Origin of the sequence: Arenibacterium halophilum, assembly GCF_005938225.1 — a bacterium.
In the GTDB taxonomy this organism is placed as follows: Bacteria; Pseudomonadota; Alphaproteobacteria; order Rhodobacterales; family Rhodobacteraceae; genus Arenibacterium; species Arenibacterium halophilum.
Genome location: NZ_VCPC01000003.1, coordinates 582,258 through 600,342, shown reverse-complemented (window position 1 = coordinate 600,342; position 18,085 = coordinate 582,258). Strand labels below are relative to the sequence as shown.

Genomic DNA, 18,085 nt, shown 5'->3' with positions numbered 1-18,085 from the left:
TGTGTCAAGGACCGTCACCACCGACTCGTTTACCCGCTAACCCATGATACAGCAAACCGACCTTGCCCGCTTGGGGCTATTTGACGCCCGTGTGCCACGCTACACGAGCTATCCGACCGCGCCGCATTTTTCGGACGATGTCGGCCCGGAACGCCACGCCCGGTGGATTTCCGCGGTGCCCGAAGGCGCGCGGATCTCTCTCTACGTGCATGTGCCGTTCTGCCGCAGGCTGTGCTGGTTCTGTGCCTGCCGGACCCAAGGAACCCGCACGCTGGCCCCGCTGGCGGGGTACATGCAGGTGTTGCGGCAGGAATTGGCCATGTTGGCCAAGACATTGCCGACAGGGGTGGCACTGTCGCGGCTGCACTTTGGTGGCGGAACGCCGACCATGCTGAGCGCTGAAATGCTGGCCGAGCTGTGCAATGCCATTTTCGCTGTCGCGCCCGTGGCGGAAGGCGGTGAATTCTCGGTCGAGATTGACCCCAACGAAGTGGACAGCGGCCGGGTTGCCGCGCTGACAGCGGCCGGGATGACCCGCGCCTCGATCGGGGTGCAGGATTTCGACCCCGAGATCCAGAAGATCATAGGCCGCGAACAGAGTTTCGAGGTCACCCGCGACGTGATTGCGCAGCTGCGCGATGCGGGGGTGCAAAGCCTGAATGCGGACATCCTGTTTGGCCTGCCGAACCAGAGCCGCGCGCGCATTGCCGCCAGCGTGGAAAAGCTTCTGTCGCTCTCGCCCGACCGGGTTGCGCTGTACGGCTATGCCCATGTGCCCTGGATGGCGCGGCGGCAGACGATGATTCCGACCGACACCTTGCCTGCGCCACAGGAGCGATTGGCGCTGTTTGAAACGGCGCGGCGTCTGTTCCTGTGGGATGGCTATGACGAAATCGGGATCGACCATTTCGCGCGCCCGGCCGACGGGCTGGCCGTGGCGCAACGCAACGGGCGGCTGCGGCGGAACTTTCAGGGATACACCGATGACACCGCTGAAGTTCTGATTGGAGTCGGGGCGTCTTCGATCTCACGGTTTCCGCAGGGATATACGCAAAATGCGCCGGCGACCTCGGCCCATGCGGGCGCGATTGGTGCGGGGCAGTTTTCCACCGCACGCGGGCATGTTTTTACAGCCGATGATCGGGCGCGCGCCCGGATCATCGAAATGCTGATGTGCGAATTCGGCGTCGATGCGGGCAAGATCGATCTGCCGCATGCGCAACTGCAAGCGATGTTCGACGCGGCCAATGCCCGGTTTGAAGGGCAGTTGATCGTGGATGGCTCTGGTCTGCGCATACCGCCGCACATGCGCCCGCTGACCCGCATGGTCGCGCGCGAGTTCGACCGCTACGAGATGCAGGCCGTCAGCCATAGTTCGGCCATCTGACGCTCTTGACCCGCGCGCCCCGACGCCGCAGCATCCGCTTCAACAGGGAGGATGAACCATGAGTCTAGTCGGGGGCTGCTATTGCGGGGCCATGCGCTATGACTGCGAGGGCGACCCGGTGATGAAGGCGCAATGCCATTGCCGGGAATGCCAGTATATGTCAGGCGGGGGGCCGAATTACTTTATGACCCTGCCCGCCGATGGCTTCCGTTGGACAAAGGGCTCGCCCGTGCAGTTCACCCGCAGCGATCTGGAGCGCGCCGTGACGCGTGAATTCTGTGGCACCTGTGGCACGCATATGGTGACCCGCCTGCCCGGCCTGCCGCTCGTGGTGCTGAAAGTCGGCAGCCTGGACGACCCGGCGCAATTTACACCCAAGCTTGCGATTTACGCGGTCGACAAACAGCCGTTTCACCAGATTCCCGAAGGCATGCCCTGTTTTGAACGGATGCCCCCGCGCAAAGGTTAATGCGCGGCGGCAACCAGCGTGCGGGTGTACTCGGTCTGTGGACGGTCAAAGACATCCTCGGCGCTGCCCTGTTCGACCACGTCGCCCTGTTTCATCACCATAACCTTGTGTGACATGGCGCGAACCACGCGTAAATCGTGGCTGATGAACAGGTAAGCAAGGCCATATTTGCGCTGAAGATCGCGCAGCAGATCGACGATCTGGACCTGCACCGTCATGTCCAGCGCGCTGGTCGGTTCGTCCAGCACCAGCAGGCGCGGCCGCAGCACCATGGCGCGGGCGATGGCGATGCGCTGGCGCTGGCCGCCGGAAAATTCATGCGGGTAGCGATCCATCGCCGCCGGATCCAGCCCGGTTTCGCGCATCGCCTCGGCCACCAACTCGCGTTTGTCGCGGGTCGGATCGACCTGATGGATGGCAAGGCCCTCGGCGATGATCTGGAAACAGGTCATCCGGGGACTGAGGCTGCCGTAAGGGTCTTGAAACACGATCTGCATTTCGCTGCGCAGGCGGCGCAGCTCGCGCGTGGACCATTTGCGCACGTCCTGCCCGCGGTAGGTGATGCGCCCCTGCGACGAAATCAGCCGCATGATAGCCAGCGCCAGCGTTGTCTTGCCCGAACCGGATTCGCCCACGATGCCAAGGGTTTCGCCCGCGCGCACCGATAGCGTGGCGTCGTTCACCGCCTTCACATGGCCAACGGTGCGGCGCAGCAGCCCCTGCTGGATCGGGAACCAGACCTTGAGGTTCTCCGTCTCGGCGATGGTCTCCGCATCCCCAGCCACCGGGTCCGGTGCGCCGGTGGGCTCGGCCGCCAGCAGCTTGCGGGTATAGGGGTGCCGGGGGTTGGCAAAAATCTCGGCCGTGGGGCCGCTTTCGACGATTTCGCCGTCTTTCATCACGCAGACCTTGTCGGCCACGCGACGCACGATGCCCAGATCGTGCGTGATGAACAGCAGGCCCATGTCTTCGGACGCTTTCAGCTCGGCCAGCAGGTCAAGGATTTGTGCCTGGATCGTCACATCCAGCGCGGTGGTAGGTTCATCCGCGATCAGGATGTCGGGCTTGTTCGCCAGTGCCATCGCGATCATCACGCGCTGGCGCTGCCCGCCCGAGAGCTGATGCGGATAGCTGCCCAGGCGGCTGATGGCATCGCGGATGCCGACGCGGTCCAGCAATTTCACCACCCGCGCCCGCGCCGAGGCGCCGGTGAGCCCCTGGTGCAGTTCCAGCGATTCCACCATCTGTTTCTCGATGGTGTGCAGCGGGTTGAGCGAGGTCATCGGCTCTTGAAAGATGAAGCTGATGTCGTTGCCGCGCACCTTGTGCAGCAGTTTCGGCCCCGCGCCGATCATCTGCTGCCCGTCATAGGTGACAGAGCCAGAAACCTCAGCGCTGTCACCCAAGAGCGATACGGTCGACAGCGCCGTCACCGATTTGCCCGAGCCGGATTCGCCCACCAGCGCAACGGTTTCGCCGCGATCCACTGTGAAGGACACGCCTTTGACCGCAGCCGTGAGCTTTCCGTCCTGACGAAAGGAAACCTTGAGATCCTTGACCTGCAAAATCGGGCTCATGAAAACGTCTTTCGCGGGTCAAAGGCATCGCGCACGCCTTCAAAGATGAACACGAGCAACGACAGCATCAGCGCGAATGTGGTGAAGGCGGTAAAGGCCAGCCACGGCGCTTGCAGGTTCTGTTTCGCCTGCAAGGTCAGTTCGCCCAGGCTGGGCGCCGACGACGGCAGACCAAAGCCAAGGAAATCAAGGCTGGCCAGCGTGCCGATGGTGCCGGTGACGATGAAGGGCAGCATGGTCAGCGTGGCCACCATCGCGTTGGGCAGCATGTGGCGGAACATGATCGTGACGTTGCCCACGCCCAGTGCCTTGGCCGCACGCACGTATTCCAGGTTGCGCGCGCGCAGGAACTCGGCCCGCACCACGCCCACCAGCGACATCCAGCCAAACAGCACCATCAGGAACACCAAGAGCCAGAAGCCACGCCCCAGGATCGCGAACATGATGATGATGACATAAAGCTGCGGCGTCGATGACCAGATCTCGATGAAGCGTTGAAAGAACAGGTCGGTCCGGCCGCCGAAATACCCCTGCACCGCCCCCGCCGCGATGCCAAGCACCGACGACAGCCCCGTCACGATCAACGTGAACAGGATCGACAGGCGGAAGCCGTGGATGACCCGCGCCAGCACGTCGCGCTTGGTGTCATCGGTGCCCAGCCAGTTCTGACTATTGGGCGGCAGCGGCGCGGCGCCGGGACGATCAACTGCGGTGTCATAGGAATAGGGGATCAGCGGCCAGATCATCCAGCCGGTCTGAATCTCCTGCCCGTCGATCACCCCGTCCTGCGCATCGACGATCAGCGCCTCGGGGTCGTCGAAGCAGGCCTCGTTCCCGGCGGCGACGATCAGGCATTGCACCTCGATATCGCGATAGGCGGCCTCGGTCTGGAAATCGCCACCAAACGCGGTTTCCGGATAGAAGTTCCAGATCGGGGTGTAATATTCGCCCTCATAGCGGACGAGGATCGGCTTGTCATAGGCCAGGAATTCGGCAAACAGCGACAGGCCGAACAGGATCGCGAAGATCCACAGCGACCAGAAGGCGCGGCGGTTGCGCTTGAAATTGCGCCAGCGCCGCTGATTCAGGGCAGAGAGCGCCATTAGCCTTCCCTCCGCTCAAAATCAATCCTCGGGTCGACCAGCACATACATCAGGTCCGACAGGATCCCGACCAGCAGGCCGATCAGGCCGAAGATGAACAGCGTGCCAAAGACGATCGGATAGTCCCGCGCCACGGCAGCCTCGAACCCGAGGCGCCCCAGACCATCGAGCGAGAAGATGGTTTCGATAATAAGCGACCCGGCAAAGAACACGCCGATGAACACCGCCGGAAAGCCCGCGATCACGATCAGCATGGCGTTGCGGAACACATGGCCATACAGCACGCGCCGTTCGGTCAGGCCCTTGGCGCGGGCGGTCATCACGTATTGCTTCTTGATCTCGTCCAGAAAGCTGTTCTTGGTCAGCAGGGTCAGCGTGGCGAAGGCCGAGATGGTCGAGGCGACGACCGGCAGCGTGATGTGCCAAAAGTAATCGGCGATCTTGCCGCCAAGGCTCAGCTGATCCCAGTTGTCGGATGTCAGCCCACGCAACGGGAAGATTTGCCAGTATGATCCCCCCGCCAGCAATACCAGTAGCAGGATCGCGAACAGGAAACCGGGGATGGCATAGGCCACGATGATCATGCCGCTGGTCCATGTATCAAAGCTTGATCCGTCGCGCACCGCCTTGCGGATGCCCAGCGGGATCGACACCAGATAGGCGATGATCGTGGACCAGAGCCCCAGCGAGATTGATACCGGCATTTTCTCGATGATCAGGTCGATCACCCCGACCGAGCGGAAGTAACTGTCGCCGAAATCCAACCGCACGTAGTTCCACAGCATCATGCCAAAGCGTTCCAGCGGCGGTTTGTCGAACCCGAATTCGCGCTCTAGCTGTTCGATGAATTCCGGCGGCAGCCCCCGAGCGCCGACATATTCATCGCCCGCAGGTCCCGCGTCTTCCAGCCCGCTGGCCCCGGCATCGCCTTGGTTGCCAGCAAAGCCGCCAAATACGTCACCCTGCCCCTGCGCACGCGCAATAGCCTGTTCGACGGGGCCGCCGGGGACAAATTGGACCAGCGCGAAGTTGATGACCATGATCCCCAGAAGCGTGGGAATGATCAGCAACAGCCGCCGCAGAATATAGGCGCCCATCTGGCGATTACCTCAATGCACCGGCCGCTTTAAGCTGTTCGGCCTTTTCGGCATTGTACCACCAGAAATCCAGATACCCCAGATCATAGGGCGGCAGCGGTTCGGGGTGTTCGTACATATCGTAGTAGGCAACCCAGTGGCTGTCCTTGTACCATACCGGGATCATGAAGAATTCATACCGCAGGGCACGATCCAGCGCGCGCAGGGCGGTGTCCTCCTCCTCGCGGCTTTCCGCCATCAGCGAGGCGTCGATGATCGCATCGACCATCGGGCTGGCAAGACCGGCGGGGTTGAACACGGAAAAAGCCGAATCCTCGGACCCGTACATCTGGTGCAGCCCGGTGCCCGTGCCCAGGAAGGGGCGGTAATTGTCGAACACCATGTCATAGTCGCGATCCCGCTCGCGCAGGGTATATTGCGATGGGTCCACCTTTTCGAGGTTGGCCGTAATGCCCATCGAATCGAGATTGGCCATGAAGTTTTCGACAACCGCAGCCAGCGTGCCTTCGTTCGAAGTGTTGAACAGGAAGGTTATGGCCAGAGGCTCTCCTTCCGCGTTGCGGCGCCTGCCATCAGCGCCCACGGGCCAACCCGCATCGTCCAGCAGTTTCATCGCCTGACGCAGATTGCGCCGGTCGCTCAGGCGTTCGGGTTTGGACACATGCGGCATCCGCGCCGGTTCGCTCAGCATCTCGGGCGGGACGACATCGCCCAGCGATTGCAGAAACTCCAGTTCGGCACCTTCAGGCGCGCCTTCGGCCATCAAGGGCGTATCCTGCGTGAAAGACGCGCGTTGCGAAAACAACCCGTATTGCAGCGACTCATTGGTCCATTCAAAGTTGAACCCAAGCGCGATCGCCTCGCGCACGCGACGGTCCTGCAGCACCTCGCGGCCAAGATTGAACACGAAACCAGTCGGCGTGGCGGGTGTGCCATCGGGTAGCTCTGTCTTTACGATCTGGCCCGCACGGATTTTCGGAAAATCGTAAGACGTTGCCCATTTCTTCGAATCGCCTTCGGTGCGGAAAGTGTATTCGCCCGCCTTGAACGCCTCGAACGCGGCGGTGTCATCGCCGAAATACTCCACGCGGATGCGGTCGAAGTTGTGGCGCCCCTGATTGATCGGCAGGTCCGCACCCCAGTAATCGGGGTTGCGTTTGTAAACGATGCGTCGGTTCACATCGACGCTTTCCACCATGTAGGGCCCCGAGCCGGGCGAGGTCTCAAGCCGGCTTTCATCCAGACGCGCGCCGGAGTCTTCGTACCACTTCTGCGACCACACCGGCACGCTGCCCACCTGGTCAATCAGGCTGCGGCGCGAAATGCCTTCGGTGAAGTAGAACTTGATCCTGTAATCATCCAGCACCTCGGCCTTGGGGATGCGTTTCTTGACCGCTGCCCCGTATGACGGCAGCCCCTGTTCAAGCAGAAGATTGTGGGAAAACAGCACGTCATGCGCCGTCAGCGGGGTGCCATCGCTGAATTTCGCATTCTTGCGCAGGTGGAAGATGACCCAATCCTTGGAGTCCGGATATTCCACCTTTTCCGCCAGCAGCCCGTATTCTTCACCGTAGACATCGGCGGCCCCGTCGCCCAGCAGGCTTTCGTACATCGTCGAACTCAACGCACCAGCGCGGCCTTTCACCGTGTAAGGGTTCATCGAATCAAAAGTGCCCAGGGCCACGACCGAGATTTCGCCACCCTTGGGCGCATCGGGGTTCACGAAGTCGAAGTGCTTGTAATCCTCGGGGTATTTCAGATCGCCGTAGAACGAATAGCCATGGCTGACGACCATGTTCTCGCCGCCGGCCTCTTGCCCGCGCGCCAGCGTCGCCATGCCAAGGCTCAGCAACAGCCCCGCCGTCAGGACCAGCCCGCCCATGCGCCGCAGCGCGGCCCCCGGGTCCGCCTTGCGGCGGGCGATCACGCGGGCCTTTGCGGATGGGTGCGGGTGCTGGCGGGGGTATGTCATGAAGATCGTCCTCCGGGGGTTTGCGGTTGGCCGGGGCCGCGCCGCTGCATTCGTCAGTTGATGTAAGCTAATGATGGTAAACGCCAAGTTTCAAGTTGAGAAAACGTGATCTGGCCGTAACTTGCCACCCCTTAAGCAAAGAAAAAGCCGCTGCGAGGCAGCGGCTTTGACCTGTGTCGGCAGATGGCCAAGATCAGTTGTCGAGGCTGTCGAGATAAGCGATCAGGTTGGCGCGATCTTCGATTTTGCGCAGACCGGCAAAGCCCATCGTGGTGCCCGGCACTTCGCCTGCGGGTTTGGCAAGGAAGTTGCTCAGGTGTTCGGGGTTCCAGTCGCCTTCGACGGCCTGCATCGCGGCGGAATAGCCAAAGCCGTCAACCGAAGCGACATCGCGCCCAACCACACCGTACAGCGACGGCCCGGTGCCGTTCACGCCCGGCTCGACCTTGTGGCAGGCTTGGCATTTCTTGAAGACATTCGCACCCTTGGCCGGATCTGCGGCGGCCATGATCTCGGCGAAATCGACTTCCGGTTCGTCAGAAGCAGCTTCGTCGGCACCGGTGTCGATGACATAGGCCGCTTCGCCGTGTCCGCCGACATGGTAAATCTCTTCCGCTACCCATTTGCCCAGAAGGAACACCAGAAAGGCGCCGCAAAAGCCGGCCACCACCTTGGTTGAAGTCATCGTATCCATTTGGTCGCGAGTCCATTTGATCTGTTTGGGCAGTGGTCTAAGCCTTCCACTTGCGAGAGGCAAGGTATAGACACCGCGACCAATCGACCACCTCAAGAAAAGTATCGGCCATGTCACAGAAAATTGCATTTCAGGGTGAACCCGGCGCCTACAGCCACGAAGCCTGCCGCGAGGCGCGCCCCGACATGGAGCCCCTGCCCTGCCGCACCTTCGAAGATGCGATCGAAGCGGTGCGCAGCGGCGAGGCCGATCTGGCGATGCTGCCGGTTGAAAATTCGACCTACGGGCGCGTGGCCGATATTCACTCAATGTTGCCGCAATCGGGGCTGCACATCATCGACGAGGCCTTCGTGCGCGTACGCATCGCGCTGATGGCGCTGCCAGGCACCCAACTGGCTGACATCACCCATGCGATGAGCCATACGGTTCTGCTGGGCCAGTGCAAAACCTTTTTGAAGGACAATGGGTTACAGCGCATCACCGGCGCCGATACCGCCGGGTCTGCCAAGCATGTGGCCGAAGAGGGCAACCCGAAGATCGCCGCGCTGGCGGCGGAACTGGCCGGCGAAATCTATGGCCTGGATGTACTGGCCCGCGACATCGAGGACAACAAGCACAATACCACCCGTTTCCTGATCATGTCGCGCGAGGCCGACCGCACCCGGCGCGGCGCCAATGGCATGATCACCAGCTTCGTCTTTCAGGTGCGCAACATACCGGCCGCGCTCTACAAGGCGATGGGCGGGTTTGCGACCAACGGCGTGAACATGACCAAGCTGGAAAGCTATATGGTCGACGGCTCGTTCACCGCGACACAGTTCTACGCCGATATTCAGGGCCACCCGGATGACGCCAATGTGAAACTGGCGCTGGACGAGCTGGGCTATTTCACGACCGAGCTGGAGATATTGGGCGTCTATCCGGCGGCGAAACCGCGCTAGGCTTTACACCGTCTGGCGATAGCGTTCTTCGAGCGACTTGGCATAGTTCGCCATGCCAAGCTTGAACTTCCGGGTCAGGTTGGCGCGCGCCAGTTTCAGCGACTGCACCAGCAGCCGCGCCGACAGGTTGCGCGGGATCAGCGTCAGATCCGCCGACAGGCGGGTGCGTCGGGGCGACAGCGCGACCAGCGTGAACACCATCTTGCCGTCCAGCCCGCCGGATCGGGCGTCAAACTCCATTCGGCCGGGCCGATCAAAGCGGACAAGCTCCAGATCAAGGCTGCGGGTTTTGCCGCGCAGGTCGAATTGCGCGGCCCAGGCCATGCCCGCCCCGCCGCCCGGCACATCTGCCTTGCGCACCACCTCGACCCCGCGACGCAGGGCCAGGCGTTCAAACGTGTCAAATTCGCAGAGCATCGCGAACACCTCTTCAATCGGCGCTTCGATGTCTTCCTTGCTGTCAAATTCCATGCCCGCTCCGGCCTGTTAGTGATTCGCGGCGTCAGTCCAGTGTATCGGCAAGCCAGTTATGCAAAAGGAAATGCGCGATGGCGCCCTTCCGCGCAGGCCGGATTTTCGGATGGCTGCCCGCAAAGACATCCATCATATCCTCGCGCGTGACCCACAGCGCTTCTTGCAATTCGGTCGGATCGACGGTGATCTCGGTGCTTGTTGCCTCGCCCCGGCAGCCGATCATCAGCGAGGCCGGGAACGGCCAGGGCTGGCTGGCCAGATAGCTGACCGGCCCGACCCGCACGCCGGATTCTTCGACCACTTCGCGGCGCACCGCGGCCTCGATCGTTTCGCCCGGCTCAACAAACCCCGCCAGCAGCGAAAACATGCCCTCGGGCCAGTTTTCGTTGCGCCCCATCAGCACGGAATTGCCGTGTGTGATCAACATGATGACCACCGGATCGGTGCGCGGGAAATGCGATGTGTTGCAGGCCGGGCAAGTGCGTTGCCAGCCGGCTTGTGTGATCTTGCTGGGTTGCCCGCAGGCCGCACAGAACCCATGTGACCCATGCCAGTTGACGATAGCCTTGGCCGTGGCCGCAAGCTCGGCGTCATGCGGGGACAAATCGGCCATCACAGCGCGGATCTCGGCAAAGCCATACCCCGGCGGAAAATCGGGATGCTCCTGGAAAGACGTGTCGCGGAATTGCCCCAGCTCTGAAAGGTCCAGCCCCTGTGGTGTCCAGCCGGATATATCGCAGGCGAAATTCGGTGCGCCGCTGGCTTCGACCCCAAGGAAAACCGGCGCGTCGATCTGCCGTGACAGACCCTGCCCCAGCACCGGATGCGACATTGGCACCATCGCCAGAGCGCCCTCTGCCATCAGTACCTTCCCGCGCCACATCAGAACGCAGGCCGCCTTGTCATGTGCCAGCGCAGCGGTCATCCCAGCTTCGTCGCCCCGGATATGCGCCGCGCGATCCAGCCCGGATCCACCGAATGTCACCTGTTCCGCATTCCGCATCGTGCCACCCTGCCTGTTGCCCTTAGCGCAGCAATCGCACGAGAGGCGACAGGGCGCAATCCTGTGCATGTTCGCGGCATGCAACTGCATCTGATTGATTTTTGACTGGCCCCAAGTGCGCGCAATGTGGTTTCAATACAAGGCGGCAACGCAGAACGGGACGGGCCAGCGAGGTGACAGCCCATGCCCCGAAGGTGCCACGGGGGCGGAACAGGATGACCGGGCCGGACGGAACCCAAGACCGCGCAGCGGACGGCGCGCCGCAGGCCCGGCTGCGCCTTTTGGCCACGACCGACCTGCACATGCACCTGACCAGCCACGACTATTATGCCCACCGTCCCGATCCGTCGGTGGGATTGACGCGCACCGCCACGCTGATTGCACAGGCGCGGGCAGAGGCACGCGACACCGGCGCGCTTGTCCTGTTGTTCGACAATGGCGATGCCTTGCAAGGGGCGCCGATGGGCGACATGGCCCGCACGCTGAAGGCACGCGCGCACCCTTTGATGCGGGCCTATGCCTACCTTGGGTATGACACCATCGGCCTGGGCAACCACGATTTCAATTTTGGCCTCGATGCACTGGAAGGTGCGTTGGCGCAGGCCCCCTGCCCGGCCGTCTGTTCGAACCTGCACCGCATCGATGGCGCGCCAGCCCCCGGTTTTCTTCCAGTTGCGGTGCTGGATCGCCAGATCGAGTGTGGGGGCGTTGCCCACGCCATCAAGATCGGCGTGCTCTCGTTCCTGCCGCCGCAGACGGTGGATTGGGACGCTCATCTGCTGGCCGGCACGGTCCGCGCGGACGACATCATCGACAGCGCGCGCCTTTGGGTTGCACAGCTGAAACAACAGCGTTGCGATATCATCATAGCCCTTGCGCATTGCGGCGTCGGCAACGTCCGGGCCGAAGACGGAATGGAAAACGCGCTGATCCCGCTCGCCGCTCTGGATGGGCTCGACGCGATTGTAGCCGGGCACACCCACCGGCGCATCCCCGGGCCCGATCACACCTCGGGCGGGTCCTTCGATGCCGAACGCGGGCTGGTTCACGGCAAACCGGTGGTGATGCCCGGCGCTGCAGGGGCGTATCTTGGAGTGATCGACCTGACGCTGGTTCAGGAAGGCGCCGGGGGCTGGTCTGTCACCAACGCCGGGGCCGAACTGCGCCCGATTGCCGGACGCGACGACACGGGCAGACTGCGCGCGATCGCGCAGGAAGATCCTGCACTGTGCGACCTGCTGGCCGAAGATCACCGCGACACGGTGGCGATGATGGCGCAGCCTGTCGGCCATTCGGGCGAGGCGATGCACAGCTATTTCACCTTCTTCGCGCCTGACCGGTCACTTGCAGTGGTTGCGGCGGCTCAGGCGGCGGCTGTCCGCCCGCATCTGGCCGGCACCTATGCCGCTGATCTGCCCCTGCTCTCGGCCGTTGCCCCGGGCAAGTTCGGCGCCCGCGCAGGCCCGGATTTCTTTACCGACGTGCCAGCCGGGCCGCTGGCTATGCGCCACTTGGCCGATCTGCAAATCTTTCCCAATGATCTGACCGCGGTTCTGGTCACCGGCGCCCAGCTGATCGACTGGCTGGAAATGTCGGCCAGCCTGTTTCAGCAGATCGCACCCGGCACCAGCGGGGCAATGTTGCTGGATCCCGAAATCCCAGGCCACGAGTTCGATGTCCTCTATGGCCTGCACTACCGCATCGACCTGTCGCGCGAGGCGCGGTTCTTTCCTGATGGCAGCCTGCGCAGCCCGCTGAACCGCCGCACCTTGTCAGTACGCTGGAACAACGCCCCCATCGACGACGGGCAACTTTTCGTCGTGGCGGTCAACAGCTTCCGCGCCAGCGGAGGGGGGCATTTCGAATCGCTGCGCGGCGTACAGCAGATCCCGTTGCCGCGCGGCACGGTGCGCGAGGCGCTGCGCCGCTATGTCTCGGGCGAGGCAGCGCCCGATCCGCTGGAGCGCGCACAGCACCCTTGGGCGTTCCAGCCGATGCCGGGCACCCGCGTGCGTGTAAAAACCGGGCCCGGAGCGGCCAAGCACCTGAACGAACTGGCCGAGCGCGGCGTCGAGCCGCGCGGAATCGACAAGGACGGCTTTCTGCACCTGAGCGTGCCGCTCTAGCCGCGCCACGCTTGTGGTTGTCATCAGCGCGCGCCCGTCCTATACGGGCGGCGAGAGGTTGGCGCGGGCAAGCGCCTCGCCAACCTGGTCAGGTCCGGAAGGAAGCAGCCACAACGAGCCCCGCTTGGGTCGATGTCCAGCCTCTCACCTCGCACCCTTTGGTGCAGCTACCCCTCGATCAGCTTTGGCCACAGCGCGGCATTGGCGCGCGCGAAGGCGCCAAGGTGGCCCACCTTTGCCAACCCGTGATCGCGCGGGTCGATGGTTTTTATGCTGGTGCGTGCCGCACCGTACAGCCCCCTTAGACGGTACATCGCGGGCATCGTGCAGATCGGGTCGTCCGTCATTGCCAGCAGGGACACGCGCGTTGTGGCGCCCTGCCACTGTGGCGCTGGCAACGTGGTGCCGAGATGCGGGAAGAAGAACCGGCGGCTGGTGCACCATTGGCGCCACTGCCAGTAAACCGACGCGGGCAAGTCGGGGCCAAACCCGGCGAAACGTCCCGGCAGGTAGCCCAGCGCACGTACCAGCGCAGGCACGTGGCCGAACCAGAAGGCCCGCGCCAGCGCCTGATAGGGCCAGGGGTGGTCGCGGTGCCATACCAGCCCGCTGCCGACGCAAATGACCTGCTCGATATCGTGGTGATCGTCTTGCAACGGCGCCATCATGCCGCCAAGCGAATGGCCGACAACCCGCAATGGCACCCCGGGATAGCGGCGGCGCATCTCGTTGCGGGCCGCGACCTGATCCAGCATCCCCCAATCCTGCATCGTCGCGCTGGACTGGCGCGGGTGCGCCTGAGCCGAAGCGCCGAAATCGCGGTAATCGTAGGTGAGGCAGGCCATATTGCGGGCTTCGGCCAGCCAGCGCGCGAAGTTGCGATAATACCGTTGCGGAACGCCCGTGGCGCCATTCAGTACGATCACGGCCACGGGCACCGATGTCGGTGAGTAGAGCATTCCCGACAGCGTGGCGCCCGATGCGGTGATGCAGATGGGCTGACCGGTTGGTGTTGCGCGCGTGGTATCATCAAACATCGCGCTCTCCTGTCCTGCGAAACAATTAGACCAATCGGTCCAATCACCACACTGGACCAATCGGTCTAATCCTGTCAAGCTTACCTTCATGTCACGCTCTGCTCATACCGCCGCGCAATCGACCAAGGACCGGCTGATCCACGCCGCGTCCGATCTGTTTCGCCGTCGCGGCTATGCCGGGGTGGGCATTGCCGAGATTCTGAATGCGGCAGGAGCGCCCAAAGGATCGCTTTACCATCACTTTCCAAACGGCAAGGCCGACCTTGCGCTGGCCACCGCGGATTGGGCTTCGGACGGGATGCTGAAATTGATGGCAGTGTCATTCGACGGCGCGGCAACGGTTGACGATGGCATCACGACGCTGTGCCACAAGCTTGCGAAACTGTTCGACAAGGGCGGCGCCTGGGACAGTTGCCCGGTCGAAAGTGCGCTGTCAGACGGCCCAGACAATATCGTGTTCCGCGAGCGATTGGGCCATCTTTACGAAGGCTGGATTGCCGAGGTCGCGCTATATTCAGAACAGTTGGGCGATGACCCAGACACCGCGCGCGCCCGATCCGAACGGTTCTTCATGCTGTTGCAAGGCGCTTGGACGCTGGCGCGGGCACGGCAAAGCTCGGACGTTCTGAGACATCTGCCCGAGATTGCCCGCGCGCCATTATAGGCGGTTGGTATTGAACGTATCGCAATCGCCGATATTGCCGCTGTCGAACCCGCGCTGGAACCACCGGACGCGCTGTTCCGACGTGCCATGGGTAAAGGTGTGCGGTTGCGGCACCCGCCCTGCATCGCGCTGCAATTTGTCGTCCCCGATCTGGCGCGCGGCATTGATCGCCTCTTGCAGGTCGCCCCGCTCCATCAGGCCTTCGACATTGCTGGCCCAGACACCCGAAAGGCAATCGGCCTGCAATTCCAGCCGCACGGTCAAGGCGTTCGCCTGGGTCTGGCTGGACTGACGCCGCGCCTGATCGACCTGCCCCAGGATGCCAATCTGGTTCTGCACATGGTGCGCGACCTCATGCGCGATGACATAGGCGGCAGCAAAATCTCCGCCTGCGCCCAGCCGGTTTTCCAAAGTGCTGAAGAACGACAGGTCCAGATAGGCACGGCTGTCGGCGGGGCAGTAGAATGGCCCGGTCGCGCCCGAAGCGCCGCCGCAGGGGCTTTGCGTGACATCCGTAAACAGCACCAATTGCGGCGGAACATAATCGGTTTCCAACTGGCGCGGGAATTCGGTCCCCCAGACATCTTCGGTGGTCGCCAGCACGCGCGAGACGAACTCGGCCGCTTGCTGTTCCGCTTCGGTGGGTTCGTAGGGGCGAGAGCTTTGCGTGGGTTCGGACCCGACGATCAGCGGCGTCACGTCAATCCCGGTGAAATAGCCAATCGCCAGCACCGCCAGCAGGCCGAAGCCGCCAAGCCCACCTAGGGCGACGCGACCGCCGCCACCCCGGCCCCGCCGGTCGACAATGTTTCCGCTGCTTCTGGTTCCGCGCAGGCGCATGGCACCCCTCCTCGTCCGGATCGGCGCCCGGGCGCCACTCATCACACAGATGTTATACGCCTGTGTGCCAACGATGGTTCCCGCGCGCCCATTGCGCCGCTTGCGGTTTACGCCCGGGCGGTCGCGTTCTAACCTGCACCCTGTTCTTCCGAATCCCCAAGCCGCCCCAGGATCGAATGTCAGACACCGCGCCGTCGCAATATCGCGTTCTTGCCCGCAAATACCGCCCCGAAACCTTTGCCGATCTGGTCGGTCAGGATGCGATGGTGCGCACGCTGAAGAACGCCTTTGAGGCCGACCGCATCGCGCAGGCCTTCATCATGACGGGCATCCGTGGCACCGGCAAAACCACGACCGCGCGGATCATCGCCAAGGGCATGAACTGCATCGGGCCGGATGGCAACGGCGGCCCGACGACGGAACCCTGCGGCCAGTGCGAACATTGCACCGCGATCATGGAAGGCCGCCATGTCGACGTCATGGAGATGGACGCCGCCAGCCGCACCGGCGTTGGCGACATCCGCGAAATCATCGACAGCGTGCACTATCGCGCGGCCTCGGCCCGCTACAAGATCTACATCATCGACGAAGTGCACATGCTGTCGAACAACGCCTTCAACGCGTTGTTGAAAACGCTGGAAGAACCCCCCGCGCATGTAAAGTTCATCTTCGCCACGACCGAAATCCGCAAGGTACCGGTGACGGTGCTGTCGCGCTGCCAGCGGTTCGACCTTCGGCGGATCGAGCCCGAGGTGATGATCGCCCTGTTGCAGAAGATCGCCGCCGGTGAAAACGCCCAGATCACCGAAGATGCGCTGGCGCTGATCACCCGTGCCGCCGAAGGCTCGGCCCGCGATGCAACCTCGTTGCTGGATCAGGCGATCAGCCATGGCGCAGGCGAAACCACAGCCGATCAGGTGCGTGCGATGCTGGGTCTGGCCGACCGGGGCCGCGTGCTGGACCTGATCGACATGATCCTGCGCGGCGATGCAGCGGCTGCCCTGACAGAACTGGGCGCGCAATATGCCGAAGGCGCCGACCCGCTGGCGATCCTCCGCGATCTGGCCGAAATCACCCATTGGGTGAGCGTGGTGAAAATCACCCCCGACGCCGCCGAAGACCCGACAATTTCGCCGGATGAACGGATGCGCGGCACCGAAATGGCGAACAACCTTCCGATCCGTGTGCTGGCGCGTATGTGGCAGATGCTGTTGAAGGCGCTGGAAGAAGTCGCCGCCGCGCCGAATTCCATGATGGCCGCCGAAATGGCGATCATCCGGCTGACCCATGTGGCCGATCTGCCTTCGCCCGAGGAACTGGCCCGGCGGCTGGCCTCGGAAACTCCGCCGCCGCCGCCCCCTCCGGGCGGAGGGCGCCCTGCCCCCGCGCCGGGCGGCACTACGATGGCACGTGGCACCTCGATGGGCGGTGGTGCCGCCCCGGCCCCGGCGCAGGCCCCGCAAAGCGTGCTGGCCCGCTTCCCCAGCTTCGAGCATGTGGTCGAGCTGATCCGCGCCAACCGCGACGTGAAGCTGCTGGTCGAGGTGGAAACCGGCCTGCACCTTGTCGCCTATCAGCCCGGCCGCATCGAATTCCGCCCCGCCGACAACGCGCCAAGCGATCTGGCACAGCGGCTGGGCAGCGCCCTGCAACGCTGGACGGGCAACCGCTGGGCCGTCTCGGTCGTGTCGGACGGTGGCGCAGCTACGATTGCCGAGGTGCGCGATGCCGCCGAAATCGCGCTGCGCAACAAGGCGGGCGAACACCCGTTGGTGCAGGCGGTGATGGCGCGTTTTCCGAAGGCCGCGATCACCCGCATCCGCACCCCGCAGGACATCGCCGCCGCCGTCGAAACCGAGGCGCTGCCCGAGGTCGAAGATGAATGGGACCCGTTCGAGGACGATTGAGCCATGACAACCGCGCTGATCCCGCCGGGGATGGAACAGGTCGAATCTGACTGGCGCATGTCGCCGGGGCTCGTTGCGAACGGGTTCGTGTTTCTGACCGGGTTGACGGGGCAGCGGCTGGACGGCAGCCTGTCATCCGATCCGCAGGCGCAGTTTGAAACCGCGTTCGACTATGCCGCGCTGATCCTGGCCCAGCACGATCTGACCCTGGCTGACATCGTGGACGTCACCAGCTTTCACGTCGGGCTGCAGCGCCACCTTGCGACCTTCCGCAAGGTCTGGAATGCTCATGTCTCGCGCCCATATCCTGCATGGACGGCCATCGGGGTCAGCGAATTCATCATCCCCGGCAACCTCATCGAACTGAAGGTGGTGGCGCGCCTGCCAAAGGTGTAAACCGCCCGCAACACGCAACACAGGAGTTTTACATGTTCAAGGGTTTGGGCGGTCTTGGCGACATGGCCAAGATGATGAAGCAGGCGCAGGAAATGCAGGGCAAGATGGCCCAGATGCAGGAAGAGATGGCCAACCTGACCGTCACCGGCGAAAGCGGCGCGGGGCTGGTCAAGGCGGTCTGCACTTGCAAGGGCGACCTGAAATCGCTGGACATCGACCCGTCGATCTTCAACGGCGACGACAAGGAAGTGGTCGAAGACCTGATCCTTGCCGCGATCAAGGACGCGCAGGCCAAGGCGACCCAGCGCGCGCAGGATGAAATGGCCAAGCTGACCGAAAGCATGGGCCTGCCCAAGGACATCAAGCTGCCGTTCTAGGCACGGCTTGGCGGCGCGCAT

The 18,085-nt window shown here is 63.1% G+C and carries 17 protein-coding genes and 1 other RNA gene; 9 read left to right on the top strand and 9 right to left on the bottom strand.

What is annotated here, in order from left to right; translation table 11 throughout:
- The first annotated feature begins 43 nt into the window (after nt 1–43).
- Both hemN and FGK64_RS16170 read left to right on the top strand, forming a co-directional pair.
- The gene (hemN, locus tag FGK64_RS16175; protein WP_138864857.1) at nt 44–1,387 is read left to right on the top strand and encodes an oxygen-independent coproporphyrinogen III oxidase; all 1,344 of its coding nucleotides are present in this window, start codon (nt 44–46) and stop codon (nt 1,385–1,387) included.
- Between the two features lie 58 nt (nt 1,388–1,445).
- Nucleotides 1,446–1,856 carry a GFA family protein gene (locus FGK64_RS16170; protein WP_138864856.1) on the top strand — a complete coding sequence of 137 codons (411 nt, stop codon included), beginning with the start codon at nt 1,446–1,448 and terminating at the stop codon, nt 1,854–1,856.
- Here FGK64_RS16170 and FGK64_RS16165 read toward each other — a convergent pair.
- The 5 genes from FGK64_RS16165 to FGK64_RS16145 form a co-directional block, all read right to left on the bottom strand.
- Nucleotides 1,853–3,433, bottom strand: a complete 1,581-nt coding sequence (locus FGK64_RS16165; RefSeq protein WP_138864855.1) for an ABC transporter ATP-binding protein — start codon at nt 3,431–3,433, stop codon at nt 1,853–1,855. The two genes, FGK64_RS16170 and FGK64_RS16165, sit on opposite strands and share 4 nt — an antisense overlap.
- The gene (locus tag FGK64_RS16160) at nt 3,430–4,536 is read right to left on the bottom strand and encodes an ABC transporter permease (RefSeq protein ID WP_138864854.1); all 1,107 of its coding nucleotides are present in this window, start codon (nt 4,534–4,536) and stop codon (nt 3,430–3,432) included. Before FGK64_RS16160 ends, FGK64_RS16165 begins: the two co-directional genes overlap by 4 nt.
- Nucleotides 4,536–5,633 carry a microcin C ABC transporter permease YejB gene (locus FGK64_RS16155; protein ID WP_138864853.1) on the bottom strand — a complete coding sequence of 366 codons (1,098 nt, stop codon included), beginning with the start codon at nt 5,631–5,633 and terminating at the stop codon, nt 4,536–4,538. The genes FGK64_RS16160 and FGK64_RS16155 overlap by 1 nt, the downstream gene beginning before the upstream one ends.
- Before the next feature lie 7 nt (nt 5,634–5,640).
- Nucleotides 5,641–7,605, bottom strand: a complete 1,965-nt coding sequence (locus tag FGK64_RS16150) for an extracellular solute-binding protein (protein ID WP_425456642.1) — start codon at nt 7,603–7,605, stop codon at nt 5,641–5,643.
- Nucleotides 7,606–7,798: 193 nt separating this feature from the next.
- A complete protein-coding gene (locus FGK64_RS16145) occupies nt 7,799–8,299 on the bottom strand; it encodes a c-type cytochrome (RefSeq protein WP_138864852.1) in 501 nt (166 codons plus the stop codon).
- 110 nt (nt 8,300–8,409) lie between these two features.
- On the opposite strand from FGK64_RS16145, the gene FGK64_RS16140 reads away from it, so the two are divergent.
- Complete coding sequence (locus tag FGK64_RS16140) at nt 8,410–9,240, top strand: prephenate dehydratase (protein WP_138864851.1); 831 nt, start codon at nt 8,410–8,412, stop codon at nt 9,238–9,240.
- Nucleotides 9,241–9,243: 3 nt separating this feature from the next.
- Here the strand turns inward: FGK64_RS16140 and FGK64_RS16135 are convergent, their stop codons facing one another.
- Together FGK64_RS16135 and nudC are read right to left on the bottom strand one after the other, a co-directional pair.
- Nucleotides 9,244–9,711, bottom strand: a complete 468-nt coding sequence (locus FGK64_RS16135) for an SRPBCC family protein (RefSeq protein ID WP_138864850.1) — start codon at nt 9,709–9,711, stop codon at nt 9,244–9,246.
- A 31-nt stretch (nt 9,712–9,742) separates the two neighbouring features.
- The gene (gene nudC / locus FGK64_RS16130; protein WP_138864849.1) at nt 9,743–10,717 is read right to left on the bottom strand and encodes an NAD(+) diphosphatase; all 975 of its coding nucleotides are present in this window, start codon (nt 10,715–10,717) and stop codon (nt 9,743–9,745) included.
- 215 nt (nt 10,718–10,932) lie between these two features.
- Here nudC and FGK64_RS16125 point away from each other — a divergent pair, with 215 nt between their 5' ends.
- Both FGK64_RS16125 and ffs read left to right on the top strand, forming a co-directional pair.
- The gene (locus FGK64_RS16125; RefSeq protein WP_138864848.1) at nt 10,933–12,843 is read left to right on the top strand and encodes a bifunctional 2',3'-cyclic-nucleotide 2'-phosphodiesterase/3'-nucleotidase; all 1,911 of its coding nucleotides are present in this window, start codon (nt 10,933–10,935) and stop codon (nt 12,841–12,843) included.
- A gap of 51 nt (nt 12,844–12,894) precedes the next feature.
- Nucleotides 12,895–12,993: signal recognition particle sRNA small type (ffs, locus tag FGK64_RS16120), an RNA gene on the top strand.
- A gap of 17 nt (nt 12,994–13,010) precedes the next feature.
- On the opposite strand, the gene FGK64_RS16115 is transcribed toward ffs, so the two are convergent.
- Complete coding sequence (locus FGK64_RS16115) at nt 13,011–13,880, bottom strand: alpha/beta hydrolase family protein (RefSeq protein WP_138864847.1); 870 nt, start codon at nt 13,878–13,880, stop codon at nt 13,011–13,013.
- Nucleotides 13,881–13,968: 88 nt separating this feature from the next.
- Here FGK64_RS16115 and FGK64_RS16110 point away from each other — a divergent pair, with 88 nt between their 5' ends.
- Entirely contained in the window at nt 13,969–14,544 is a 576-nt protein-coding gene (locus tag FGK64_RS16110; RefSeq protein WP_138864846.1) for a TetR/AcrR family transcriptional regulator, read from the top strand.
- Here the strand turns inward: FGK64_RS16110 and ypfJ are convergent.
- Nucleotides 14,539–15,384 carry a KPN_02809 family neutral zinc metallopeptidase gene (gene ypfJ / locus FGK64_RS16105; RefSeq protein WP_138864845.1) on the bottom strand — a complete coding sequence of 282 codons (846 nt, stop codon included), beginning with the start codon at nt 15,382–15,384 and terminating at the stop codon, nt 14,539–14,541. The genes FGK64_RS16110 and ypfJ overlap by 6 nt on opposite strands.
- A 176-nt stretch (nt 15,385–15,560) precedes the next feature.
- Here ypfJ and FGK64_RS16100 point away from each other — a divergent pair, with 176 nt between their 5' ends.
- The 3 genes from FGK64_RS16100 to FGK64_RS16090 are packed head-to-tail and all read left to right on the top strand — an operon-like array spanning nt 15,561 to nt 18,064.
- Nucleotides 15,561–17,291 carry a DNA polymerase III subunit gamma/tau gene (locus tag FGK64_RS16100; protein ID WP_138864844.1) on the top strand — a complete coding sequence of 577 codons (1,731 nt, stop codon included), beginning with the start codon at nt 15,561–15,563 and terminating at the stop codon, nt 17,289–17,291.
- A 3-nt stretch (nt 17,292–17,294) separates the two neighbouring features.
- A complete protein-coding gene (locus FGK64_RS16095) occupies nt 17,295–17,687 on the top strand; it encodes a Rid family hydrolase (protein ID WP_138864843.1) in 393 nt (130 codons plus the stop codon).
- A 32-nt stretch (nt 17,688–17,719) separates the two neighbouring features.
- On the top strand, nt 17,720–18,064 hold the full coding sequence (locus FGK64_RS16090; RefSeq protein WP_138864842.1) for a YbaB/EbfC family nucleoid-associated protein: 345 nt from the start codon (nt 17,720–17,722) through the stop codon (nt 18,062–18,064).
- The last annotated feature ends 21 nt before the right edge of the window (nt 18,065–18,085 follow it).